General features: G+C 61.3%; 19 protein-coding genes. 9 read left to right on the top strand and 10 right to left on the bottom strand.

What is annotated here, in order from left to right:
* Window positions 1-577 precede the first annotated feature (577 nt).
* A complete protein-coding gene (locus AB4Z51_RS17275) occupies window positions 578-4,939 on the top strand; it encodes an RHS repeat protein (protein ID WP_441497667.1) in 4,362 nt (1,453 codons plus the stop codon).
* A gap of 59 nt (window positions 4,940-4,998) precedes the next feature.
* Here the strand turns inward: AB4Z51_RS17275 and AB4Z51_RS17270 are convergent, their stop codons facing one another.
* From AB4Z51_RS17270 to AB4Z51_RS17245, 6 genes are all read right to left on the bottom strand, one after another.
* Window positions 4,999-5,736, bottom strand: coding sequence for a class I SAM-dependent methyltransferase (locus AB4Z51_RS17270; RefSeq protein WP_071916254.1), 738 nt, complete (start codon window positions 5,734-5,736; stop codon window positions 4,999-5,001).
* A gap of 129 nt (window positions 5,737-5,865) precedes the next feature.
* A complete protein-coding gene (locus AB4Z51_RS17265) occupies window positions 5,866-6,372 on the bottom strand; it encodes a serine O-acetyltransferase (RefSeq protein ID WP_245344125.1) in 507 nt (168 codons plus the stop codon).
* Between the two features lie 76 nt (window positions 6,373-6,448).
* The gene (locus tag AB4Z51_RS17260; RefSeq protein ID WP_166084206.1) at window positions 6,449-7,903 is read right to left on the bottom strand and encodes a lipopolysaccharide biosynthesis protein; all 1,455 of its coding nucleotides are present in this window, start codon (window positions 7,901-7,903) and stop codon (window positions 6,449-6,451) included.
* Window positions 7,904-7,951: 48 nt separating this feature from the next.
* Window positions 7,952-9,004, bottom strand: a complete 1,053-nt coding sequence (locus AB4Z51_RS17255) for an acyltransferase family protein (protein WP_085402136.1) — start codon at window positions 9,002-9,004, stop codon at window positions 7,952-7,954.
* Window positions 9,005-9,092: 88 nt separating this feature from the next.
* Complete coding sequence (locus AB4Z51_RS17250; RefSeq protein ID WP_441497666.1) at window positions 9,093-10,445, bottom strand: hypothetical protein; 1,353 nt, start codon at window positions 10,443-10,445, stop codon at window positions 9,093-9,095.
* A gap of 5 nt (window positions 10,446-10,450) precedes the next feature.
* Window positions 10,451-11,641 carry an acyltransferase family protein gene (locus AB4Z51_RS17245; protein WP_085402137.1) on the bottom strand — a complete coding sequence of 397 codons (1,191 nt, stop codon included), beginning with the start codon at window positions 11,639-11,641 and terminating at the stop codon, window positions 10,451-10,453.
* Window positions 11,642-12,003: 362 nt separating this feature from the next.
* Between AB4Z51_RS17245 and AB4Z51_RS17240 the strand changes: the two genes are divergently transcribed.
* From AB4Z51_RS17240 to AB4Z51_RS17215, 6 genes are all read left to right on the top strand, one after another.
* Window positions 12,004-13,389 (top strand): O-antigen ligase family protein, encoded by a 1,386-nt coding sequence (locus AB4Z51_RS17240; RefSeq protein ID WP_441497665.1) that lies wholly within the window; start codon window positions 12,004-12,006, stop codon window positions 13,387-13,389.
* Window positions 13,390-13,428: 39 nt separating this feature from the next.
* Entirely contained in the window at window positions 13,429-14,079 is a 651-nt protein-coding gene (locus AB4Z51_RS17235; protein WP_071916260.1) for a hypothetical protein, read from the top strand.
* A gap of 144 nt (window positions 14,080-14,223) precedes the next feature.
* Complete coding sequence (locus tag AB4Z51_RS17230) at window positions 14,224-14,865, top strand: transglutaminase-like cysteine peptidase (RefSeq protein WP_085402139.1); 642 nt, start codon at window positions 14,224-14,226, stop codon at window positions 14,863-14,865.
* A 401-nt stretch (window positions 14,866-15,266) separates the two neighbouring features.
* Entirely contained in the window at window positions 15,267-15,794 is a 528-nt protein-coding gene (locus AB4Z51_RS17225; protein WP_245328480.1) for a hypothetical protein, read from the top strand.
* A gap of 87 nt (window positions 15,795-15,881) precedes the next feature.
* Window positions 15,882-17,888: a GNVR domain-containing protein gene (locus AB4Z51_RS17220; protein ID WP_441497664.1), complete on the top strand. Its 2,007-nt coding sequence runs from the start codon at window positions 15,882-15,884 to the stop codon at window positions 17,886-17,888.
* Window positions 17,872-18,672, top strand: coding sequence for a hypothetical protein (locus AB4Z51_RS17215; protein WP_085402141.1), 801 nt, complete (start codon window positions 17,872-17,874; stop codon window positions 18,670-18,672). The genes AB4Z51_RS17220 and AB4Z51_RS17215 overlap by 17 nt, the downstream gene beginning before the upstream one ends.
* Window position 18,673: 1 nt before the next feature.
* Here the strand turns inward: AB4Z51_RS17215 and AB4Z51_RS17210 are convergent, their stop codons facing one another.
* The 3 genes from AB4Z51_RS17210 to AB4Z51_RS17200 form a co-directional block, all read right to left on the bottom strand.
* Entirely contained in the window at window positions 18,674-19,834 is a 1,161-nt protein-coding gene (locus tag AB4Z51_RS17210) for an acyltransferase family protein (RefSeq protein WP_085402142.1), read from the bottom strand.
* Window positions 19,835-19,867: 33 nt separating this feature from the next.
* On the bottom strand, window positions 19,868-20,962 hold the full coding sequence (locus tag AB4Z51_RS17205; protein ID WP_085402143.1) for a hypothetical protein: 1,095 nt from the start codon (window positions 20,960-20,962) through the stop codon (window positions 19,868-19,870).
* A 144-nt stretch (window positions 20,963-21,106) separates the two neighbouring features.
* On the bottom strand, window positions 21,107-22,531 hold the full coding sequence (locus AB4Z51_RS17200; RefSeq protein ID WP_085402144.1) for an undecaprenyl-phosphate glucose phosphotransferase: 1,425 nt from the start codon (window positions 22,529-22,531) through the stop codon (window positions 21,107-21,109).
* Between the two features lie 345 nt (window positions 22,532-22,876).
* Between AB4Z51_RS17200 and AB4Z51_RS17195 the strand changes: the two genes are divergently transcribed.
* Window positions 22,877-23,200, top strand: a complete 324-nt coding sequence (locus AB4Z51_RS17195; protein WP_085402145.1) for a hypothetical protein — start codon at window positions 22,877-22,879, stop codon at window positions 23,198-23,200.
* Between the two features lie 112 nt (window positions 23,201-23,312).
* A complete protein-coding gene (locus AB4Z51_RS17190) occupies window positions 23,313-24,047 on the top strand; it encodes a metallophosphoesterase family protein (protein ID WP_028154250.1) in 735 nt (244 codons plus the stop codon).
* A gap of 28 nt (window positions 24,048-24,075) precedes the next feature.
* Here the strand turns inward: AB4Z51_RS17190 and AB4Z51_RS17185 are convergent, their stop codons facing one another.
* On the bottom strand, window positions 24,076-24,498 hold the full coding sequence (locus AB4Z51_RS17185; RefSeq protein WP_028150369.1) for a hypothetical protein: 423 nt from the start codon (window positions 24,496-24,498) through the stop codon (window positions 24,076-24,078).
* Between the last annotated feature and the right edge of the window lie 41 nt (window positions 24,499-24,539).

The raw sequence follows: 24,539 nt of genomic DNA, 5'->3' as shown, positions 1-24,539 counted from the left end.
GGCCAAAGACAGACTCGATATCCTTCTGCATTGACGTCGACACGATGTCGCAGCGACCAGGAGAGAAAACAAAACTCCGGTGGCGAGTTCCATAGATTTACTTTCTCGCTTCCCGACTGCACGCGGGAAAATTCGGAAGCGCGCTGCAAGCCTTCAACGCCCGAACAACTGTCACATTCGAAGTTCGATCGATATTTTTTGCGGTCGTGACTCGCAGGCAACTCGATCCGCCCACGCCACAGGCTTAACGGCGCTTAACACAATAGATTCGAAGCAAGGCTGCTCGCGCGACAAGCAAATGCGTTTCGATTAGGCACCGGCACAACATCGATCGAACATCGTCGTTGCATCGCCATTCGAACGTCACGCTGCAAGCACATTGCCGTGGTCTTCATCGATCAATCTCAGTCCACGCAGATTCGTGCGCTGTGGGCGTCGCGCAGGAAGCGTCGGTGAGAAAATCTCCGGGTGCTTCCATTTTTACCGATCTCACCAACTCGAAAAACAGAGATTGGCCGATACGACAGACGCAGGCGGCACCGAACTCTCGCGTTTCAGAAAAGGCTCCGAAATACCGATGACTACCGCATCACCAGATCAGACGATCCTGTCGGCGAGCACCTTTGTCAGTTCCATCGGCGTCAATGTTCACGTTGGATATTCCTGGGGCGCCTACGACAACCTCGCCCTCGTCGAGGACAATCTCAATTATCTCGGGGTGACGAAACTGCGGGGCGGACTCGCCACGAGCCCGGAAGCGCAACCGATCGTCGAGGGACTTGCGAAGGACGGTTACAAATTCGACCTCGTGGTTCCGTCGGGCGTTCCGGCCGGCGGCGCGGCTGCGCTCCAGTCTTATCTGGAATCCGTCAAGGAGTTCGCGGCCAGCCATCCCGGCAGCGTCATCGCGCTGGAAGGCCTCAACGAGGTCAACATCCAGGGCTTCAGCTATAATGGGAGCTCGAGCGTCTCGGCCGCAGCGCAGTTCCAGGCTGTCTATTACAGCGCCATCAAGGCGGACGCCGCGCTCAAGGATATCCCCGTCTACAATTTGTCGATCGGCTATAATGACTCGGCCGACTACGCCAATCTCGGAAACATGTCGGGGTCGACCGACTACGCCAACTCTCACGCCTATGTCAGCACCGGCCTGACACCCGAAACCGCCCTCGAGCAATTGCTCGGTAACGCCACGTCGGTCACCGGCGGCAAACCGGTCGTGATCACCGAGACCGGATATACGACCAAGAGCGATACCCCGTATGTCGGCGCCAGCGAGAACGTACAGGCGAAATCGATCCTGAACACGCTGGTCGATGCCTACAAGGACGGCGTCAGCACCACCTATCTCTATCAATTGCTCGACGCCTCGGCGAGCAACGACCCTACGGATCCCGAATCGCACTGGGGCCTGTTCAACGCCGACGGAACCCCGAAGCTCGCGGCGACCGCGGTCCACAATCTGACGACGATCCTGGCCGACGACGGCAAGGGCGGCCACACGCCGACTGCCTCGCTGAACTATACGCTCGACAACATGCCGGCGAGCGGGAACAGCATGGTTCTCGGCAAGAGCAACGGCGCCTATGAGCTCGTGGTCTGGGCGGAACCCAAGGTCTGGAACGACGCCACCGACACCGAGATCGCGAATCCGACGATATCGGTTACCGTCAACCTGGGCAGCGTCCACCACCTGATCAACGTCTATGACCCGCTAAAGGGCAGCTCGCCGATCGCGACCTACACCGATGTCAGCCAGATCGTGGTTCCGATCACGGACCACCCGCTCATCATCGAGATCGACGCTCCCGCAGGAGGCGGCTCTGCACCGCCCGCCGTGACCGACGTCAGYGGAACCGCCGCCGACATCGTGTCGCAGATGTCCGACCTGAACGCCTCGGATTCGCTTGAGACCATCACGCTCACCGACACCCACGTGCTTCCGGTCGCCTCCGATGCCACCATGGCGTACATGATCTCGCATTACGGGAAGGCGCTCGCGGCCATCCAGGGCGGCTACCAGTTCTCCGTCACCAACTCGACCGACACCTGGAGCGTCACCAGGGTCTACGACTCCTCCGCAAAGCTTCTGTCGACCAGCACGTCCAACTTCACCGACGGCGTCATCACCAGCAAGGTAACGCTCAATACCGACGGCTCGTCGGAGAACATCGCCTATACCGGCGGCAAGATGGTGCGTGACGTCACCGTCTCGGCGATCGGCGACAAGGACACCAAGACCTACGATACGAGCGGCAATCTCACCGCGGACCTCGTTCAGAACAAGGACGGCTCGTCCTCGAACACGCTCTATTCGAACGGCGTCAAGACCAAGGTCTACGTCACCAATGCCGACCGCACCCACGACAACTACTATTACAACATCACCGGCCAGTCCTATACCAGCGAGCACGACCAGCTCGACGCGGACGGGAGGCTTCTATCAGTCGTCCGGATGCATGCCGACGGCTCGATGGCCTACAGCCAAGTCTACAACAGCGACGGCAGCAAGGTCACGACCCAGTACGACGCCACGGGCCACAAGACCTCTGTCGTCACCGTGACATCGACGGCGACCAGCACCGATTTCTACACCACAGCCGGCGTTCTCAAGCAGACCGTCGTGCAGACGACCTCCGGCAACGTGACCACCACGAACTACAATGGTTCGCTGCTGGTGTCCGTCTACGTCGTCAACGCCGACGGCTCGAAGGACTCCAAGCTGTACGACGCCAAGGGCGTCATCGCGAGCGACGTGGTCCAGAACGCGGACGGCTCGTCGTCGACCACGCTCTATACCGCAGGCGTCAAGACCAAGGCCTACGTCACCAACGCGGACGGCAGCCGCGATAACTATTATTTCAACATCACCGGCCAGTCCTATACCGGCGAGCACGATCACCTCGACGCGAGCGGCAAGCTGCTGTCGGTCAGCCGCACCCATGCGGACGGCACCATGGCCTACAGCCAGGTGTTCAACAGCGACGGCAGCAAGGTCACGACCCAGTACGACTCGACCGGCCACAAGACCTCGGCCGTCACCATAACGTCGACGGCCACCACGACCAATTTCTATACCATCGCGGGCGCGCTCAAGCAGCAGGTCGTGCAGACGACCTCCGGCAACGTGACCACGACCAACTACAACGGCTCGCTGCTGGCGTCGGTCTACGTGGTCAACGCCGACGGATCGAAGGATTCGAAGCTGTACGATTCCAACGGCATCATCGCGAGCGACCTGATCCAGAACAAGGACGGCTCGTCCTCGAACACGCTCTACACGGCCGGCGTCAAGACCAAGGTCTATGGCACCAATGCCGACGGCAGCCACGACAACTACTATTACAACATCACCGGCCAGTCCTATACCAACGAGCACGACCACATCGATCCGAGCGGAAAGCTGCTTCTGGTCAGCCGTACCCATGCCGACGGCTCGATGGCCTATAGCCAGGTGGTCAACAGCGACGGCAGCAAGGTCACGACCCAGTACGATTCCACAGGCCACAAGATCTCGGTCATCACCGTCACGTCGTCGGGCACGACGACCGACATCTACGATGCATCGACCGGCGCATTGAAGCAGGAGGTCTCCAAGACGAGCTCCGGCGACACCACGACGACGAACTACAACGGCGCCAAGCTGGCGTCGGTCTACGTGGTCAACGCCGACGGGTCAAAGGACACCAAGCTGTACGATTCCAGCGGGATCATCGCCAGCGACCTCATCCAGAACAAGGACGGTTCGTCCTCGAACACGGTCTACTCCGCCGGCGTCAAGACGAAGCTCTATGTCACCCATGCCGACGGCAGCCATGACAACACCTTCTACAACATCACGGGCCAGAGCTATACGACCGAGATCCAACACCTCACCGCCGCCGGCGCACTTACGGCCCTGACCCGCCTTCACGCCGATGATACGCTTGCCTACAAGCAGGTGATCAACAGCGACGGCAGCAAGGTCACCGACCTTTACGACAGCACCGGCCACAAGATGAGCGAGATCCTGAATGCCGCCGATGGATCGACCACGACGGACACGTACAACTCGTCGGGAGCTCTGGTCCAGGACGTTCACAAGACGGCGGGCGGCGACGTGACGACGACGAACTACGCGAACGGATTGAACTCGTCGATCTACGTCGTCAACGCCGACGGCACCAAGGAAACGAAGCTGTTCGACGGCAGCGGCAGTCTCACCAGCGACTACGTGCTGAACAAGGACGGCTCAAACTCGACCACCGTGTTCACGTCGGGCGTCAAGACCGCGGTCTACGCCAACAACGCCGACGGCTCGCACGACAACACGATCTACAACATCACCGGCAAGAGCTACGTCACGGAGCAGCAGCACATCGACGCCGCGGGCAAGATGACCTCGATCACCCGGTCGCACGCGGACGGTACGCTCGATTACACGCAGGTGGTCAAGGCGGACGGCAGCAAGGTCTCCGATGTCTACGACAGCACCGGGGTCAAGACGACCGAAACCATCAACAACGCCGATGGAACGTCCGACGTCTTCAAGTTCAAGGTCGCCGGCCTGCCGGGCGCCGTCGAGCACGACAGCTACAATACCAGCGGCTCGCTGCTCTCGATCGACGTCCTCAACACCGATGGGACCCACGCCGTCACGGCGGTGACTGCGGGACTGACACTGGCCGGCGGCAGCGGCAACGACGTCTTCTCCGCGGCGCCGGGCACGACCACCGTCATGTTCGACGGCGGCAACGACCAGATCAAGAGCTTCCACGCCGGAGCCGCGGCGAACCACGACACGATCGAAATCCTGAAATCACTGGTGGCCGACTACAGCCACCTGCAGATTTCGCAATCAGGTTCCGACACGCTGATCCAGCTCACCTCGGCCGATTCCATCCTGTTGAAGAATGTGAATTCGGCCAACCTGGATCACGGCAACTTCCTGTTCGTCTGACGCCGAACCAGCTGGCAGGTCCCCCTGCCAGCTGAACGGGGACGACGGGGGAAGCAAGGTCAGTGCGGCCGCGCGGGTGTGGCCGCACCGATGAAGATGATATCCTCGGCCAGCAGCGGAAGCCGCCGCAGCAGCATCGACTTCAGCTTTCCGGCGCGCATGAAGGTGGCCATCTTCACCTCGACCGGCGCATAGCCGGCGTCGATTGCGACCTTGGCGATGGTATAGGGCGTGAAGAAGAACCGGTGATCGCTGTTGATCGTCTCGACGTTCTTCAAGATGCCCTTGATGTTGCCACCCCTGAAGGCGTTCGGAACGGTGATCACGATCTGATCGACGACGTCGCCGTAATTCTCCCTGAAGCGCGACAGGAACGAGACCGGATTCGGAATGTGCTCGACGACTTCGCCAAACACGGCGATGTCGAACTTCCGGCCGGATATTGCATCGATCTTCTGGCCGGACGTCACGTCGCCCGCGACCATGTTGTCGAGCCCGGAAATCCGCGACGCCTCCCGCACCGCATCCGCATCGATGTCGACGCCGACGGTGTATTCGGAACACTCGGTGATCAGGCCGTGCAGCCAGTCCCGGTTGTCGATCTTTCGTTTGATGAGCGGCAGATGATCACAGCATCCGACATGCAGGACGCGCTTGCCCCGACAGATGTCCACGAGGACGTCGCATCTGTATTTGACGTCGCCATCGCCCCGATATTGCACGACGATGGTGTCTTTGAACTTCGAGCCGTCGAGATAGGGATAGACCTGCGAAAAATCGGTAATGATCGACGACATGGGCTTGCTTCCTGTGTCCGAGACGTTTCCGGACACAACTATACATGGCAAGCAATCAGAATTGTGACCGGGTTGAACCGGCGGACCAAACGCGGATCGCCGGGAACCTCGCCGTCGGTTCGCGGGCCGTCAGGCGCGCAGGCGACCTGGTGCTTCCGAGCGCACGATCCGCGCAGGTGCTCCCGCGGCGACGGAATGCGGCGGGACGTCACGCGTCACGACCGCGTTGGCGGCAACGTTTGCTCCCGCACCAATCGAAGTCGGGCCAACGATCACGGCACCGGTGTAGATGACGGCACCGTCGCCGATGGTCGGGCAACCCGGTTCATCCCAGGCACGCCGGCCGAGCGTGACGTTGTGATAAAGCATCACGGAGCGACCGATCCGCGCCCCCTCGCCGATCACGACGCCGGTCGGATGCGGCAAGATCAGCCCTGGACCGATCTCCGCGAGAACCGAGATGTAGCAGCCGCGCCGCATCAGCGCCCGCACGAGCAGCCAGGTGATCTGATGTCCCCAGCGGGTCTGGAATCGCAGCATCCTGGCGATGCGCCAGGTCGTGATCACGGCRAAGCCCGGGCTCGTCAGCATGGCGACGAAAGCGGCAGCCACACCGGACCTGCCGGTGTTTGCCATCAGGTCCTCGCGCCACGGAATTCCCGCTTGGGACTTGCCGCTCATTCCCTCAACTGATGACATCAAACGATCTCTACTAACCTGCCGAGGAAACATTCGCCTGGATCGACGGAACCGAGCCGCCGAGCAGCGATTGCATGCTGTTCCAGATGCGACGCCTGAATATCACGTAGCTGCCAAGCACGATCAGCGCATAGACGGCCGTCGCCAACAGCCAATGTGACAGGCTTGCGACGTCTGCCTTCGTGGCGACGAGTGCACACAATGCGCCCAGTGCGGTGGCGACGGTGGCCGGCATCAGGGCGCCCAACAAAGAGGCATAGGAGATCGCGCAGTTGCGGGCTCCAATCATCAGCATCAGGACGCAAACGAGGATCGATACGATCAGGTACACGACCGCCACGGCCGTGAGCCCGAACGGCAACGCCACGACAAAGGCGAGGATCATGCTGGCACTGTTGGCGGTGCTCACCCAGAACTGGAGCCGGGCCTTGTTGTGAGCGAGCAGAATCGGTCCGGCATAGGCCGCAATCGACTGCGCCGCGCCTGCCGGCGCAAGGATAGCAATCAGCGGCAGGACTTCCTGCCAATGCGGCGAGAGGAACGTCGCAACGGGATATTTCAGCCCGAACGTCAGGTAGATCATTGCCGGGAATGTGATCATCGCGGTCATGCCGAGCACCGCGCAGATCGCCGCCCTGCGCCGTTCCTGTTCCCGCTCGCCGTTCATCCGGCTCAGGGTGGCCATCAGAACGCCGCCGCCAGGCCACGACAGGATCATCAGCGGAAGCGTCATGAACTGGAAGGCGAGACCGAACAGACCGACCGCCGCTGCGCCCAGCTTGGCGCCGATCATGAGATTGCCGACGTTTCTCGCAGTGAAGTTGAGGACGTTCGAGGCCAGCACCCAACCGCCGAACGACAGCATCAGCGCGACGCCGCGCCATTTGAAGGACAGATGGATATGGCGCCTGGTGTTCACATAGAAGGCGACGGCGCGCACCGCCTGCATCAGGACATAGTATGCGATCAGCGCCCAGATCCCCCATCCGAGCAGGGCTCCGGCCACGCCCACCGTCGCGGAAGCCAGAGCCGCGCCGGCTTCGATCAAGGCGATGGTCTGATATTGCAGGGAGCGCTCCAGGACCGCGCGCGGCCCCATCGCGGAAATGGACAAGACGACCGAACCGGAGAGAGCGGCGAGCACGGACGGCAGCCCCTGCATGTCGACGGCAGCCCCCAGCGGCTTCGAGGCGGCGGCCAGCACCAGGGCACAACCAATCCCGATCGCGACCATCAGAGTCGTCGCCGCGCCGGCTTCCTCCCTGGTGAGCGACGTCCGCTGGATCATCGCGCTCGACAGCCCAAGGTCGGTCAGCATGGAGATGAAGGCGATGAAGGGCAGCGAAAACGCCACGAGCCCGAATTCCGTGGGCGTCACGAAATAGGTGATCAGCAGCGTGATGAGGAACTGAACGGCCGACTTCACGACGTTCACGCTCGACATCGAGAGCAGGTTCTTGATGATCATGACGTCTCTCGTATGTGATCCGGCTGAAACGATTGCGAAAGGACGCGCTCAGGCGACATAGCGAGCTTCACGGCGCACTCCAAACAACAGGCCCCGCAGCGCCGGATCGAGCAAGCGGCGGAGTCTCACTTCGATCAGCTCGTAACTGACAGTTCCCGCTATCAGTGCGGCAATCAGGCCGAGGCCCGCGAACCCGGCCCAGAGGAGCCAGAGATTGACGCCATGCGCGGCCAGCTTCACTCCGATGACCTGCAACGGAAATAGCGCAAAAGGGTGGACCAAATAGAGGCTATAGCTGATCTTTCCGAGGAACTGCAGGAATTTGCCGCTCAAAGCGACGGCAATACCGGAGTCCGGAGCAAGGACCATTCCAAACAGCAGCGCGCCCGGCAACAGCCCGACCAGCGGATGCGCATATTCGATCGACACGTACATCGCGATCCCGCAAAGGATGCCCGCCAGCAATCCGGGCCAGCCGACGACGCGGATCCGCAAATCGATCAGGCTGAACAACAGCCCGACCAGAAAGAACGCGGCGATCGGCCGAAAGGCGATGCCCGCGAGACCGAGCAGGATGAACGGCGCCGCCAGCAGCCAGTTCCTCCGCCGCACCAACATCACGAAGATCACCGCGAACAGAATGTAGAACGCCCATTCGTAGCTCAGTGTCCACGCGTTCTGCTGGCCGATCGGCAATCCCAGCGCGTCCGGCAGGAACGCCAGATTGACGAAGAACAGCTTGAGATAGGTCGGCAGATCGATCCCCTTGAAGAACTTGTAGCCAACCAGGGGGCCTGCCGTGAACAGGATCAGGTGCAGGATCACGAACACGGGTAGGATTCGCAGGGCGCGATCGAGAAAGAACTTCCCGACGCTGCGGTGACGCATCAGGCTCGCCGGAATCAGGAAGCCGCTGATCATGAAGAACAGCTCGACCCCGTGCCCGCCCATGTTGACAGTCGCTTCCAGCCACGGCCAGATCGGAGGCAGGAAGCCTGCCAGAAGCGGCATGTCCTGAAGATGGACGATCAGCACGGTGAGCGCGGCGACGCCGCGCAGCCCCTGGATCGCCTCCACGAAATTCTTGCTGTCTGCGCTCACCGCCGCGATCCGATATCAAGATGAAGGAAAGTTCCGGACCAGCGCCCGTGCTGCGCACTGCAGCTCATTGCATGCGGCAACATCGCGATCATGCCGGCCGAGAGACCAGATCGTCGACGTCAGGCGCGAGTGGCACCGCGTCCGCGACGGTCTCGTCACGTCTCTCTCGGGCGAAGACTTCGCTGAAGGCGACGCCGAGCATGATCAAGCCGCTTGCCGGACCATAGGCCAGCACGGTGATGGTGAAGAGGTTCATGGCGACCGCGAAAGACAGCTTGTAGATGTCCCTGGTCCTTGCGACCGCGAGGATGACCATGACCATGAACAACACGAAGATCGGCCCGAACATCAGGTAGGTGCCGAGGTAGAAATTATCCACCGGAACGTAATAGCTGAGCTTGTTCGAGAACAGCAGCTGCGGATAGTTGAAGCAACCGAGGCCGCAGCCGGTGAAGAAACCGACCGGCATAAGCTCAGCCATGTAGACGAACGGCAACTGCCAGCTGTTGTTGACGCGGTCCTGCAGGCTGAACAGGCCGCGCGACATGCTGACAAGCCCGTTGCCGGAGAACAGGGCGATCAGCACCGCGGGCACGAGGATCGACAGGAACGACAGCAGCGCCATGCGCCGCAGCATGGGAAACTTCTCACGCTCGGGAACGAGGCGAACGATGATCAGGCAAGCGACGTAGATCACCATCACGCCGAGCGAGGTCTTGTTCGTGGTCAATTTGATGGCGTAGAGACCGATCGGGGCCCAGAACAGGCACCACAGCAGGCTCCGGCGCACCGAGCTGATCGTGAACGAAATGAACACGAAGAATGCGGCCATCGTGCTGTCGGCGGCAAGTCCGGCGAGGCGCGTCTCGGACGCCGACCACCACAGCCGCGTCGCCTGCCGCGTCGTGCCGAAAGTCTCGTAGGCATATCCCACCCAGGGCAACTGCATGCGGGACGACAATATGATCCCGACGATCGTCAGGTAGAAGATCGGGTGAAGCCACCGCAGCAGTCGATCGTAGTCGCCGAAATTGCGCCCGCAGAAGCAGAAGCCGACGAACACCGGCGCGATCATCTTGAACGACGACATCATGCCGCTGAAATAGCCCAGGAACACGTATCCGAGGTAAAGCGCAAAGCAGATGTAGAACAGCGTGAGGATCGCGACGAGGTTACGCCCCATCAGGACGTAGCGCTGCACGAAGGCAAAAATGCAGACCAGCGCGAAAATGTCAGGCAGGAACCACAGCGGGCTGATCTTGAGAACGGCCAGATAATAGCGCAGCGCGCCTGCGAGCGCATCGCGGTAGAAATAAAGCAAGAGCGCGATAGCCTCGAGACTGAAGAATGCACTGCCCTCCTGCCGGTGATGCCGGGGCAAGGCCGCCGGATCGACCATGCGCCAGTCCGACCTCGGTAGAGCCGAAGAGCTGCTGGACATGCCCGTCACTCCGCCGCGACCACAGCGGGAACGGCGCGGCGATTGAAAAGCCGAAGCACGAACCGCGACCCCGGCATCTCGACCCAGAGGTAGGTGAGGTTGGAGAGCACGAGCACGGCGGCCACGAAGACGGCGAGCAGCAGTGAGGCTGCTAGTCCGGGAAGAATGTTGTCCACGATTTGCAGGCGCCCGGTGCCCACGCCACGCGCGAAGTACTGGATGAGGACAAGTATCAGCGCATGCGTCATGTAGATCGAATAGGAGCGCTTGCCCAGCCAGACCAGCGGACGGACGGACAGCAGCTTCGGCAGGAGCCGCTCCGGAAACGCCATCAGCGAGCCCAGCAGGGCGCCGAAAACGATCGGCGCCACGAAGCTGAGCCGTTCGTCGAAGCCGACGACGGAAACCAGCACGATGGCGACGACGGCCGCACCGATCTGGCAGGCCGACTGAACGAAGGGGCTCACTGAACGACCTTTTCCCGAGACGAAACGAAGCGTGAGCACGCCGACGAAGAAGCCCAGGAAGCATCGGGTGAAGGCGTTGGTCTGGAAATCGAGCGTTTCATTCTTGAGCACGAAGATAATGAGAGCCGCGCCCATCACCGCCAGCACGGCGCTGAAAACATAGACGAGCCTGATGTAGCCAAGGCGCTGCGACAGGACGACGACGGCGCCAAACACGAGATAGGTGTAGAACTCCGCGCTGATGCTCCAACTCGGGCCGTTCCAGCTCAGATAATCGAGCACGCCCATAGCATGGAGCAAGAACACATTCGCGACAAACGAGTACACATTGTTAACCTGGAGATCCGCCGTCTCGTTGGTCGAGAAGTGCAGCAGGTCCAGTTCGGTGAGCGTGAGCCGCATCAGCCGAAACGCCAGAAAGGCGAACAGCATGACGATGTGCAGCGGATAGATGCGTGCGATACGACGCAAGGTGAACGTTCGGAAGTCGAACCCGCTGAATTCGGACTGAACATAGCTCATCGAGATCACGATGCCGCTCAACACGAAGAACAAATCGACGAAGAGCCAGGAATTGTGAAAAAACGCGACGTCGATCCAGGCGCGATGAGGCAGCGCAGCGGCGAGCGGATCCGATCCGACGAAGTGATGGACGACCACGCAGAGGGCGGCGAGGCCACGAACGCTGTCCAGCGGAACGTAGTGCGCCTTTGTTTGATGAGCTAGCACTTGATAGAGGCTCTACGATTCGACCAAAGCGAAATGCTGCGGTGCAATATAATGCCTCCACCGGGTGGTTTATTCAACTGAAAAGAGCCGCGAAGCGCCGATCTCGACCAGGACAGTGCACGAAAGATGCGGCAGCAAGACGCCGGTCGGCATCTTTGCTCCGACGACATGCTCATAGACTTCAATTCAGCTTTCGTGAGGCAACGGGCATTGCGTTTGGAACAGATCAGGGCTGCACGCGCGAGCTGCGGCCTTGTTTGCAATGTTGCGAATGGCCATCAACGACCTAGCCTCGCATTAACTTGATCTCGCGCGAAGTTCTGATAGCTCCATCGCGGCTGAGTTGAATGACAGAGGGGCCTTTGGGCGCGATATCGCGATTTTTCGCCACAGCCGTGTTTGTGCTGGCGCCACTTCCGCTCGGATCCCTCGACCTCGCGTGGATTTGCTTCTGGAATTTTCTGCTCGTCTGCAGCCTGCTGACCGCCGATCTTTCGGCCGTGAGCCGTCGCAATGYCATGTTGCTCATTCCATTGGCAGTGGCGATCGCGGCGGTGGTTGTCATCGTGGCGTTGCAAACGTGGAGCGATCCGTCCAGTGAATCAGCAGCGGTCTGGGAACTGCCGCGGCGTTTTTTCGGCCTCGTACTGCCTGACCGTCTCTCGGTCACCGCACGCGGAACGTGGCTGGCGTTCGGATCGGTCTTGCTGCTGTCGCTCGCCTTCACGCGCGCCGTGATTCTTGCAAGCGATGCGGGAGCCGCACGCTCGCTGCTACGCATACTGGCATGGGCGGGATGCCTGTATGCATTGTACGGAATTCTGGCGGAGCTGATCGCACCGGACATGGTGCTGTTCAGGCAGAAAGAAGCCTACCTGGGCTTTGCCACAGGGACCTTCGTCAATCGAAACACGGCGGCGACGTTCTGGGGCAGCTGCGCCCTGCTGTTTCTGGTGCCGCTTCTGCGCACCATGCACCGCCAGGAAGGCGGGCCGCCGGAACAACCGGATTGGCGATCGCAGCTCGAGCAAATCCTCTCCGCGCCGGTGGCGCTCGGTGCGGGATTCGCGATCTGCACGATCGCGCTTGCCATGACCGGATCGCGGGCGGGTCTGCTGCTGTCGGTTGGCACGTTCGTGCTGGCCATCATCCTTTATCTCGTGCCGCTCGAGCTCGGCAGATCGCGGAAGTGGCTGGTCCTCGGCGGCTCAGCGGCAGCAGGGCTCGTGCTCTTGCAGCTCGTAGGCGGCCTCGTGGCGGGGCGAATCGTCGAACACGGGCTGATCGATCCGCAGCGGCTTGCTGCGTACCAGGCATCATTGGGGATCATCGCTGATCATCGGCTGCTCGGTGTCGGGCTGGGCAATTTCGAAGCTGTTTTTCCCGCCATCAGACCCGCAACGCTCGGCAGTCTCGGCATCTGGGACCGCGCTCACAGCACGCCGCTGGAAATTGCCGTCGAATTAGGCATCCCCGCCTTCGCCGTCATCGCGCTGGCCTGCCTCTGGTATCTTTACCATCTGTTTACCGGAAGCTTGCGCCGAAAACGCGACCGCTACATACCCGTGATCGGCGCCAGCGTCGCTGTATTGGGAGTTGCACATAGCTGCATCGATTTCTCGTTGCAGATACCCGGTTACGGCGTGTTTTTCGCAGCCATCGTCGGGTGCGGCCTCGCGCAATCGCTACCATCACAGGTGCGAAAAGAACGTGGCAAATCCGTGCAAGTCGAGCTAAAGTCAAATTAATTGAAGTTTAAAGCCAAATTGATTGAAGTGGGCAGGGCAATGAGCTGGAATTCTGGTAGGCGCTTCACCGTGATCGTCGGAGCGCTGGCAATTTTCGCCGGAATGCCGGCAGCATTCGGCGCAACGGGCGTCAGCTCGGGCTGCGTTGCCAACACGGGCGTTGTTTCAGCCGAGCGCGCCACCGACTTTCTGGCCAATCCCGGCGGGCTGCTCGACCAGTTCAAGGACGGACAAGGCGGCCTCGCCTCGGCTGTGCGCGACCTCCTGACCGCGCGTCCCGAGACAGTCGATGGCATTGTCTCGCTGGCGAAGGCCAGCAGCACCGATCAAAGCCGCGCCATCGGCGCTGGTCTCGGCACCGCCGCTTCGGTTTGCGTCCTGTCGCAGCCCGGCGTTGCCCAGCTGATCCAGGAGGCGGTTCTCAAGACCGAGAATCCCGACCTGATCCAATCGTTCACCAGCATCACCGGCGATATCCCGACCGAAGCGACCAACGGCGCCGATCCGACGGGCGAGACCACAGCCGGCGGCGGACCTGGTTCGACCGCGGCGGAGGCACGCGGTGGCGGAGCAAGCTCGACCGCACCCACGGTCGTGAACCAGAGCGGGCCCGGTGCGGCGTCACAGACGCAGACGCTGTTTGCGGCGACGTCGACCGCCGTTCTGACCTCGGTAAGCCCGTCGCGCTGACGGCTGGAACCGTTAACCACCCCTCCCAGGCCGGTCCCGTGACCGGCCTATTTAGCTACAATTGTAAATTTCCGCGGAACCAAAGCTCAAATCGTTTGTGAGATACCCGTAGCGTCAAAAAAGAAAACGCGAGACGGGGATGTCATGAGCTGGATTATCAAATCGCTGGTCGCGATCGGGATCGCGTCGACCGGCACCGCCGCCAAGGCCGAGATGTTGAACGACAGTTCGCTCAATCAGGCGAAGAGCGCGTTCATCCGCGAGTACGACAATGCGCTCGCGCCGCTGCAATTCGTCAAGTTCTGCATGAACAACGACGGCGAATGCGCGAGCGACGCCGCCGACCGGACACTGCCTTCGGGCGACCGGGCGATGAGCATGCTGCGCGAGGTGAACAGCTCGGTCAACGCGTCGATCACACCGATGCAGAAATCGACCAATCCGATGGTGGCGCGCTGGAGCCTTTCGCCGTCCGCCGGCGATTGCAACGACTACGCGGTCACCAAGCGTCATCAACTGATCGAGATGGGCTGGCCCAAGTCGGCACTGCGCCTCGCAGTGGTCCTGACAAATGGCGGCCAGGGCCATCTCGTGCTGGTGGCGCGACTTGCCGACGGCGACTTCGTCCTGGACAATCTTTCCGCTTCGGTGCGCCCCTGGAACGCCGCGGATTACGAGTGGATCTCGATGCAGTCCGGCGGAAATCCGCGCTTCTGGGTCGCGATCAACGAGAATGGCGAGCGCCTGCGCGCCACGCGTCTCGCGATGTTGCGGACCTCCGAATAGACCGCGCGAAGTTTCGCTCTACCGCCCTCAATCGCAGGTTGCGACAGGCGCGAGGCGATGGTCTGCCAGACCGTCCCTCGCGCCTTTGCCTTGGCATGGTGCTTGCCTAAAATTCATGCTTATCGCATACGAGCGCGCGCAACCATTCGCCGAATCCGCGCCTGATCGCAGCAAGAATTTCGTTCATGCGAAACGGGGATGCAGAGCGGGCAAGGATGGCAATTTGGTCCGTACTGGTTTATATTTTGCGCCGCACAAGAATTTGACATAGTTTTGGGTCATCAAGGACCTAGGGCCTAAATCCATACGTCATCGCTAGTTTGCAACGAGATATGAGCGCGATCCTAATCAAACTCGATAGCTTGTTGCGTGGCTCCCTGCCGGTTTTACGGATCGCGGCAGTGATCGCCGTTGCCGTGTCTGCGACGCTGTCGGCGCCGGCACAGGCTCAATGCGTCGATCGCGCCGAACGAGCGCCGTCGTCCGCGGTCAGCGCATTCGTCTCGGACCCCTCGGTTTTGTTGCGACAGTCGAAGAACGACAGGGACAAGCTTTCGGGCCGGCTCACCGGATTGCTGGTGACCGACATAGCCGCGCTCGATCCGGTTCGGGACATGCTGCGCCAGGCGAGCCAGGCCGACCGTGTCGCAATCGGCGCCGGGCTTCACCGTGCCGAAGAGCGCTGCATCGCGACCAAGCCCGACGTCGCGCGCCGGATCAGCGAATTCGTTGCCAAGCTGCACGACGGGTCCGTCCTCAAAGGATATCTCACGGATCAGGACGCAGCGGCTGCGCCCGTTCCGGGAAGCCCGGCTCCCGCCACGGCCAGCAATGCACCGGCGGGTCCGGGTGCAAGCGCCGGTCTGATGTCGGGTGAGTGGAAGACCGAACTCGCCGACCCGTTCAAACCCGTTCCCCTTCCCGAGTGACAACCTCAAGATTCCCAGAGATGTTTCAGCCACGAGATCAGTTTCCGCAACGCCCGAGATATGCCATCGAGGTCGGCGCGCATCCTGATGGACACACGCCAAACCCAGGTACTGGACAAGGACAGCGGAACCGCCAACGCGCTGATCGACCCGGGCTTCGTCGACAGCCAGGTCGAGATTCTCCAGTCTGACGACCTCCTCCTGTCGATCGTCCGTCGCCTGAAGCTCACCGAGGATCCGGAGTTCAACGGCTCGGATCCCGGGTTGATTCCGCTGGTCATCGGCAAGGTCATCTCGATGTTCGGGTCGGACGGTCCTCCGAGCAAAGAGCGGGTCGAGCGCGGCGCGGTCGAGCTTCTCCAGAAGAACCTTAAGGTCGAGCGCGTGCTGACGACCTATGTCCTCTCGATGAACTACCGTTCGATCGATCCGAACAAGGCTGCGCAGATCGCCAACGCGATTGCGGACGCCTACATCGTAGGCGCGCTGGAGGCGAAATATCAGTCGACCAAGCGCGCCGGCGAGTGGCTCCAGCAACGCAGCGCCGAGCTGCGTGAACAGGCGACGGCGAGCGACCGCGCCGTGCAGACGTTCAAGGCGCAAAACAACATCGTGGGCACCAGCCGGGGTCTGATGAGCGAGCAACAGCTTGCGGACGTCAACTCTCAGCTTATTGCCGCTCATGCCGCGACCGCCGAGGCCAAGGCCCGCCTCGACCGGATCGAGGCGCTGCTCGACAAGGATCTCGTGCAGCCGACCGTGACGGACGCACTCAACAACACGGTGATCACGCGCCTGCGCGCCCAATATCTCGACCTGGCGGCGCAATATGCCGACTGGTCGAGCCGTTACGGCAAGACCCACCAGGCGGCCGTCAACCTCGCCAACCGAATGGAAGAGCTGCGCAAGGCGATCGCGGACGAGGTCCGTCGTATCGCGGACGCATATCGCAGCGAGTACGAGATCGCCAAGAGCCGCGAGACGGCGCTTGAGGAGAATCTCAAGAATCTCGTATCCCAGGCCGGCAGCACGAGTCAGGCGCAGGTCAAGCTGCGCGACCTCGAAAGCGCGGCGGATACTTATCGTAACCTCTACAACAACTTCCTCGAGAAGCTGCAGAACGCAACGCAGAACCAGAGCTTCCCGATCAGCGAAGCGCGCATCATCGGCACGGCGGTCAAACCCGACAAGAAGAGCTCGCCCAAGACGCTGCTGGCGCTGGTCGGCGGCCTGCTCGGCGGTCTCTGTTTCGGCTTCGGGGCGGCCTTCACGAAGGAACTGATGAGCGACGTGCTGCGATCTCCGAGCGACGTCGAGGATCAGCTCGGGGTGAAATGCCTCGGCGTTCTTCCCGTCATCCGCGCGGCGAGGGCTTCGGCAGATCATCCGGAAGGAAACATATCCAGCTACGTCGTCGAGCACCCGTTCTCGCGGTTCGCGGAGACGCTGCGGAACATCAAGGTGTCAATCGACGTCGCGCGCCTGTCGCGCGAGGTCAAGATCATTGGAATCCTGTCGTCCTTGCCGAAAGAGGGAAAAACGACGGTTGCCGCCAATTTCGGTCATCTGACCGCGTTGACCGGACATCGCACGCTACTGATCGACGGCGACCTCCATACCCGCTCGCTGACCAGGGCGCTGGCCCCCCATTCCAAGACCGGCCTGGTCGAAGCCCTCAAGGATCCGCGCTCGTTCGGCTATCATATCCAGCGCAGCAAGGAGAGCGGGCTCGACTTCCTGCCCTCCGTCGTCGCATCGCGCATGGTGAACTCGGCAGATGTCATCGCCTCCAAGGCGATGGCTGACCTGCTTGCAGTGGTGCGAGAGGAATACGAATACATCGTCATCGATCTGGCGCCGGTGATGCCGGTCACCGACGCCAAGGCTGTCAGCCATCTCGTCGATGCGATGGTTTACGTCATCGAGTGGGGCCGTACGACCCGCAACGCGCTCCAGGAGTCGATGGCGAGCTCCGAAGGCATTCAGAAGAAGCTTCTGGGCGCCGTGCTCAATCGCGCCAATCCGAAGATGCTCAAGAGGATCGAGGCGTATAAGGGCTCGCACTACAACAGCTACTATGTCGAGGGAGCCTAGCGCCACCGAGCCGGCGGCACAGGCAACGGGGATCGCCTATCGCTGGCTTCTGCGCGGCTCGACCATCGCGCTTGCCGCAGCCGCGCTGGCGTGGATCGCGGCTATCGCCCCGGATGTGACCAATCCCGCGGTTCCGCAGATTGCAGGACGCGTCGCGCGCGGCGAGCGATATGAAGTCGATCGCCTGAGACGGATCGTATCGGACAATTTGCCATCCGCCCGTCGCCTATGCAGCGCCAAGACGCTGCGCGAGCTCCTGCTGCTCCAGCTCGCAATCGCCGACGAATCGACACGCGCAGGCGACCTGAAGCAGATCGATCTCGATGCAGACGCCGTCGCGTCGACGAGCCGTGCCTTGCTGGCATGCGCGCCGACTGAAGCACTGGGCTGGTTCGGCAGCTACTGGGCCGAAATTCGCCAGGCCGGCTTTGGGCCGCGAACAGCGGAACTGCTGAGTCTTTCCTATCGCTTCGCGCCACACGAGGCCTGGCTCCAACTCATCCGCGCGCCACTGGCGCTTCGCGCCTTCAATGCGGCCTCGCCCGAGCTCAGGGATTACGCCACCCAGGACTTCGCCGATATCTTCCAGGCCCGCCTGTTCCCAAGCGCAGCTACGTTCTATCAGGCGGCCGGCGCCGAGGCGCGCGTCGCTCTGCTCGAACGTACCTGCACCGCGCCCGAAGCCGATCGGGAATTGTTCTCGCATTTCGTCGCGGAGAAGGGCCTGCGAATTCGCCATCGCTGTTATCCAGTCGATGGCGATGGCTTTCGGATGAGCCGCTAGGCTATTTCAGCTCGGTTCGCGGCACGCCCTGCGAGGGATTTTCGGGCAGGTATTGCAGGAAGAATTTGGTCAGGCCGCGACGGCTGCGCAGGATCGGCGATTCGAAGTACTTCCAGGACACATGCGCGACAGCGTACGAGATGACGAAGCCGATGGCTGCGCCCGCGGTAATCTTCACGCTGTCGGGCACCGACATCCCGCCATAGAGCGTGAGCGCCTTGCCGAGCGGGTTCGGGATGAAGTTGTGAACGAGATAGAAGCCGTAGCTGATCTTCCCGAGATGCTCGAGCGGCTTCCACTCCAGCGCTTGAACAAAGATACTGTCCTGGTTGGCGCGAACCCACCAGATCAGCGCGACCAGGCACAGCCCGATCGCAATGTCGATCGCGGGGGAAAGATACGAAGGGGCGTCGTAAATCACGCCGTTCGAGCACAGCATGAACCCGACGATGAGAAGGCAGACGAACGTGCCGTTGCCGTTCGGAGCCCATTCCCGTCTCTGGAGATGCAAGATCGTCAGCGCGCCGCCAAACGCGATGAGGCTGAAATTCCACGGCGACAGGGTATGGATGGCCGTGTGATTGAAGCCCGACGAATACATCAGGAAATGGCTGATCACACCGAGAACGACGACGCTCATGCAGGTGACGAAATGGCGCTCCAGAGGAAGCAGGATGAACAGGAAGGGCGCGATCACGTAGAACTGCTGCTCGACCGAGAGCGTCCAGAGCACGCCGAAGGGACCAGCGGTCCCGCCGATGACGCTGCCGATCCAGTAGTTGGACAGGTACACGACGTGATAGCGGAAGCCGAGATCGGGCCCCGCGTGCTGAAAATAGGACCGGGTCAGGAACAGGATGGCGAGAAGCGCATAATATGCGGGAAAGATGCGCGTCGCCCGCTTGACCCAGAAGGTGACGATTTCCGCCGCGGGCCGGGATGCGGCCGTCCCGACCTTGCCTCGCTGCCTGTTGAGCTCGCCGATGATCAGGAAGCCGCTCAGGATGAAGAATATCCAGACGCCGACGCTGCCCGAGTAGAACTGCAGTCCGCACTTGTGATTGAGATAGACCAGGACGACCGAGAGACCGCGCAGCCCGTTGAATCCCAAGATGCTGCCCGACTTCTCGGTGTTGACGCGCTCAGATCCAGGTAAAGGCATTGCAGGTTCTTTTCTTCGCACGGAGACCGAAAGCTACAGTCCCCTGGTTCTCAACTCAGTCGATTCTTCAGCCGACAGGCGGCCGCCGGCAAATTCCGAAAGAAGGAAGAGCGCAACCTTGGGCCTGTCGATCTCGTACATCAACCCAAACCTGTTCTCCGGCGGCTTCTTCTGCGGCTCGTCGAACAGCTCGTAGACCATCACGCTCTCGATCTCGACGTCTTTCTGGTTCTTCAGATATTGGAAGGTGTCCCGCAGTGACCGGAGGCATTGCTCCGTCAGGGGATCGCCAGGCCGATTTCCATAGGCCGGCTTGTAGATCTCGGCGCAATTGACCTCGTTGAACGTCACCGGGCGGTGATAGGACGCCAGCTTCTTGAAGAGGTCGAAGGGCGGATTGCGTCCATTCCAGTGCCGATGCGGATTCTGCCCCGCCACCTCGTAATAGTGGTAGGAGATCACGTCGTATTTCACGCCCCGGGACTCCATGAAGTCGAGGAAGCCCAGCATCGTCGACGTCGTGTTCAGCACCTTGCGCAGACGACTTCCGGTCTCGCGGTTGATCTGGTCGATGGCATCGGACGCGCCGTGCAACACCTGGGCCCAGTCTTCCATCACCGGCATTTCGAAGTCTGCCGCGGTCATGCCGCGCCCGAACAGCTTCTTCCCGTCGGAATCGACCGCGAACAGGTTGATCTCGTTCTCAAGCTCCCAGTCGGACACATCGTCCTTGAATTGCCGGACGAACGCGTAGGTGCGGTCGTAGCCCTGCCTGTAGAGCGCGTCCCGGTCTCCTTTGGGGTACCGCCCCTTGTCGGTGCGGTCACCGTAGCGGAAAGGGAAGTTGACCAAAGGGTGAAGCGTGATCGAGTATTTTCTGGCAAGCGCAATGGTTTGCCGGAACATCGCGGCTTCGCCCGGCTCGGCATCTTGCGTCAGATTGAGACCGGTCCTGTATTGCGTGAGCCCGCGCTCCCTCATGAGCTGAAAGATCGGCGCGAGATCCCTGCGCTTTTGCGGCGGTCCGCCGACCCCCCACTCCAACGCGTTCGCATGAGAACAGGCGGCAGCGATCGCCCAGGTGACGAGCAACGGCAAGGCGACGAACTTGGCGAGGCGATGGCTCAATCTGCAAGGCTCGGCGTTTTTTGGGGGGGGCAAATCGTCAAAGGGGCAGCAACGAATCACATGCTGCAAAATGCAGGCCGTTTCCCCTCTGCACGGGCGGCGTGCGGGTCGGGCGCGGCAACGCGCGCCCGACGTCGGCCTGGCTCAGTAGGCTTCCTGATGAATCAGCGCCAGCGCGGTCTTCAGGATGATCCTGAAGTCGAGCCAGATGCTCCAATTGCTGACGTACCAGATGTCGTATTCGACCCGCTTTTCCATCAGATCGATGGTCGGCGTCTCGCCGCGGAAGCCGTTGACCTGGGCCCAACCGGTCAGGCCCGGCTTCATGTGATGCCGGTACACGTAGTTGCTGATGATCGGATCGTAGTAATTGTCGTGCGCGAGCGCATGCGGGCGCGGCCCGACCAGCGACATCTCGCCGCGCAGAACGTTCCAKAGCTGCGGCAGTTCGTCGATGCTGGTCCGCCGCAGCGCACGGCCGACACGGGTCACCCGCGCGTCGCTCTTCGTCGCCTGCGTGACCACATGACCGTTCTCCGCCACCGTCATCGAGCGGAACTTCCAGATATCGAATTGCTTGCCGTTGAAGCCGCGCCGGGCCTGCTTGAAGATCACTTTGCCCTTGGAATCGAGCTTGATCATGATCGCAGCCGTGATCAGCAGCGGCGCCAGCAGCAGAAGCGCGAACGAGGCAAGGCCGATGTCGAGGCAGCGCTTCTGCGCCTGCTCGAACACGCTGAGCGGCGCGCGCTGGATCTCGATCGCGACCGTGCCGCTGACGGGCTGGAACGGACGCGAGACCAGATCGGCGATCGGGAAATCCGGCAGAAGACGGATCGGCTGGGGGACAACGCGCAGATGCTGGCTCAGCTTCTGGAGAAGCGGCATCTCGTCCCAGTCGATGACCAGGAGATATTCTTCCACATCCGCCGTGCGCGCTTGACGGGTGATGTCGCGAATCTCGTGATCCCAGCCCGCGCCCTCTTCAGACGGATCGAGCACGAAATGTCGCACGACGTTGAAGCCGTGCTTGCGCAGATCCTTGAACCGGGTCGAGGTGAAATCGAGAGGCTTGAGGCTGAGCAGCACGACCTTGCGGTCCACCAGACGGCCCTTGGCGTAGCTCGAGGTCAGCGCCAGGCGCCACAGCACGCGCAGACCRCCCAAGGCGACGCCGCCGGTCGCGGCGAACAGCAGCGTGGTTCCGCGCGACAGGTCCGCGGACGATTTGAGCAGGAACGCCTCGACGGCGAGAATAGTGAGCGAGATCAGCCAGACCGCCAGGGCCTTGCGCAGCTGCCAGACCGTGTTCAGCAGACGATGGTGATCGTAGACGCCCTGGAAGTAAGCGATGGTCACGAACACCGCGCCGACGACCAGGCCTGCTCCGACGGATGAGTCCTGCTCGATCACGAGCACGCGATACAGGCCGCTCGCCACGAAATAGCTGAGCAGTACGGCGACGAAGTCTCCGGCGATCAAAGCCACTTGCAGGGGTCTTTGGAGGGCACCGCGTCGGTTCGAGATAACCGAATAATAGTTTTCCGAACCGTAAGTTGCTACAGCCATCCGAACCTCGCTGCCTCGTCACCACTCGCAATCAGAATTGCGAGCAAATCGATCTAATTTTTTCGATGTGCGCCGAAGTATATCTTAACTAAACAAAGCGACATTGCGGCAGTGCACCGAAAAAATCAAATCGATTTTCATGCAATGCAGCGTCGCAGCAAAACAATGCTCAAACTACTGTCACACGCGTGACAATTAAGCAGGCATCACGCCGTGTTTCACACCAAATCGCGTCATTTTCGCACAGCATTGTCGCGCGCATTTGAACGGCTGTTCAACCATGCCGCTTAAGCCGTTATTAGGCCGCGGCCATTAACACTCGTGACCAATTCGAGGAGTTGCGTCGTGAGTACGGTTGCCATTTTCAGTCTGCTGATCGGATCGTTGCTGGGAGGCCGATTCCGAATCTTCATCCTGCCGCCCGCCATCGTTCTCGGCGCCACGATCCTCGGTGCGGGCTCCGCCTGGCGGGGACATGATTCAGCTCACATCGTTGTGACGATCCTCGTTTTCGCGTCGGTGCTCCAGCTTGGCTATTTCTGCGGCGCGGTTCTGGTCCGCGCGCGAGAGGCCGCCTATCGCGGCAAGGCCGCACCATCGTTCGACAGCGGCAACTCGGCCAGCCTCGCGCAAGCTTGGGGACGGGTGATTCGCAACGCTGGTGAATGATCGAGCAGGCGCAGGCTTGCCGGCAGGGGTAGAAAAAAACCTGCTCGGACACCCAAATTCGCCGATAGCATATTGACATCCCGGGCGAAGCTCTTTGAAAGAGTTGCACCCCATGTCCATGATTGCGCCCCGAAATTCGCCCCGGCCGAAGCTACCGAACGGCGTGCGCATCTATGCGATCAGCGATATCCACGGCTGCGCCCATCTGCTCGAGCAGATGTTCGCCGTGATCGATGCGGACATGGCGAACAGCCGGCCGTATCGCGCGATCGAGGTCTTCCTCGGCGACTACATCGATCGCGGACCGGACTCGCGTCATACCCTCGATCTCCTGATCAACCGCAGCCGCCGCCGCAACACCGTCTTTCTCAAGGGCAATCACGAGGCCTATTTCACCTCGGTGCTGGAAGATCCCGCCCGCGCCGCCGAATGGTTTCAGTTCGGCGGGCTCCAGACCCTGATGTCGTACGGCGTATCGGCCGCGCCCGGCCTTGGCAAGGACGAGTTGCCCGATCTGGTTCGCGAGCTCACATCCGTGATGCCGCCGGAGCACATCGCGTTCCTGCGCCAGTTGCGGCCGACCTTCACATGCGGCGACTTCTTCTTCGTCCATGCAGGGGTGCGTCCGGGAATTCCGCTCTCCGAGCAGCGCGAGCAGGACCTGTTGTGGATCAGGGACGAGTTCCTGCAAAGCAATAGGCGCTTCGGCAAATACGTCGTGCACGGCCATACGCCGGTGAAGCAGGCCGAGCTGCTCGAGAACCGGGCCAACATCGATACCGGGGCCTACGCCACCGGAAACCTGACGCTGCTGTCCATTCAGGGCAACAGCATGCTCGCGATCTAGCGGTCTCGCTCGCGCGCCGTACCAGGCGTCAGTTGGTGGGGCTCGCCGGAGGCCGGTAGTCCGGGAAACGGCTCAGCATCGCCGCCTTCAGGAACTTGAAATGGGCGATCGAGGCGCCGAGCTCCTTGAGCCGGCGCTGGCCGTTCAGGATTTCCTTGTCGAACAGGTCCTGGTGGTGATTGTCGAGCGCCTCGCGCTCGAGGTATTCGTCGTCGCCGTTGCCGATCGTCACGGCGGCGCGCGCCAGCACGTCCTCGACCCGGCGGTTGAGACCTGACTGCTCGCGCTCCGCCGCATGCAGGGCGTCATCGATCGCAACCATGATGGCTTCGATGCGGGTGCGATCGGTTTCGGCGTCGCGCTCGGGCGAGCGCGCGCGGAACACCTGCTCTCCGCCGAAACGGTCTTTCAGGAAGTTATGGGTGCGGGCCCGCAGGAAGAGCTGAAACATGCGTGCATTTTCCGGTTCGAGGCGCCAGACCAGAAAATGGG

Source organism: Bradyrhizobium sp. 2TAF36 (genome assembly GCF_052114925.1).
In the GTDB taxonomy this organism is placed as follows: Bacteria; Pseudomonadota; Alphaproteobacteria; order Rhizobiales; family Xanthobacteraceae; genus Bradyrhizobium; species Bradyrhizobium barranii.
This window is presented reverse-complemented; position numbering and strand designations above follow the sequence as displayed.

Bases quoted from the DNA above. Each gene is read 5' to 3' on its own strand.
- AB4Z51_RS17270 (WP_071916254.1), bottom strand. From the start codon at position 5,736: ATGTCGTCGATCATTACCGATTTTTCGCAGGTCTATCCCTATCTCGAC.
- AB4Z51_RS17260 (WP_166084206.1), bottom strand. From the start codon at position 7,903: ATGATCATCAAGAACCTGCTCTCGATGTCGAGCGTGAACGTCGTGAAG.
- AB4Z51_RS17250 (WP_441497666.1), bottom strand. From the start codon at position 10,445: ATGTCCAGCAGCTCTTCGGCTCTACCGAGGTCGGACTGGCGCATGGTC.
- AB4Z51_RS17235 (WP_071916260.1), top strand. From the start codon at position 13,429: ATGAGCTGGAATTCTGGTAGGCGCTTCACCGTGATCGTCGGAGCGCTG.
- AB4Z51_RS17230 (WP_085402139.1), top strand. From the start codon at position 14,224: ATGAGCTGGATTATCAAATCGCTGGTCGCGATCGGGATCGCGTCGACC.
- AB4Z51_RS17220 (WP_441497664.1), top strand. From the start codon at position 15,882: ATGGACACACGCCAAACCCAGGTACTGGACAAGGACAGCGGAACCGCC.
- AB4Z51_RS17215 (WP_085402141.1), top strand. From the start codon at position 17,872: ATGTCGAGGGAGCCTAGCGCCACCGAGCCGGCGGCACAGGCAACGGGG.
- AB4Z51_RS17210 (WP_085402142.1), bottom strand. From the start codon at position 19,834: ATGCCTTTACCTGGATCTGAGCGCGTCAACACCGAGAAGTCGGGCAGC.
- AB4Z51_RS17190 (WP_028154250.1), top strand. From the start codon at position 23,313: ATGTCCATGATTGCGCCCCGAAATTCGCCCCGGCCGAAGCTACCGAAC.
- AB4Z51_RS17185 (WP_028150369.1), bottom strand. From the start codon at position 24,498: ATGTTTCAGCTCTTCCTGCGGGCCCGCACCCATAACTTCCTGAAAGAC.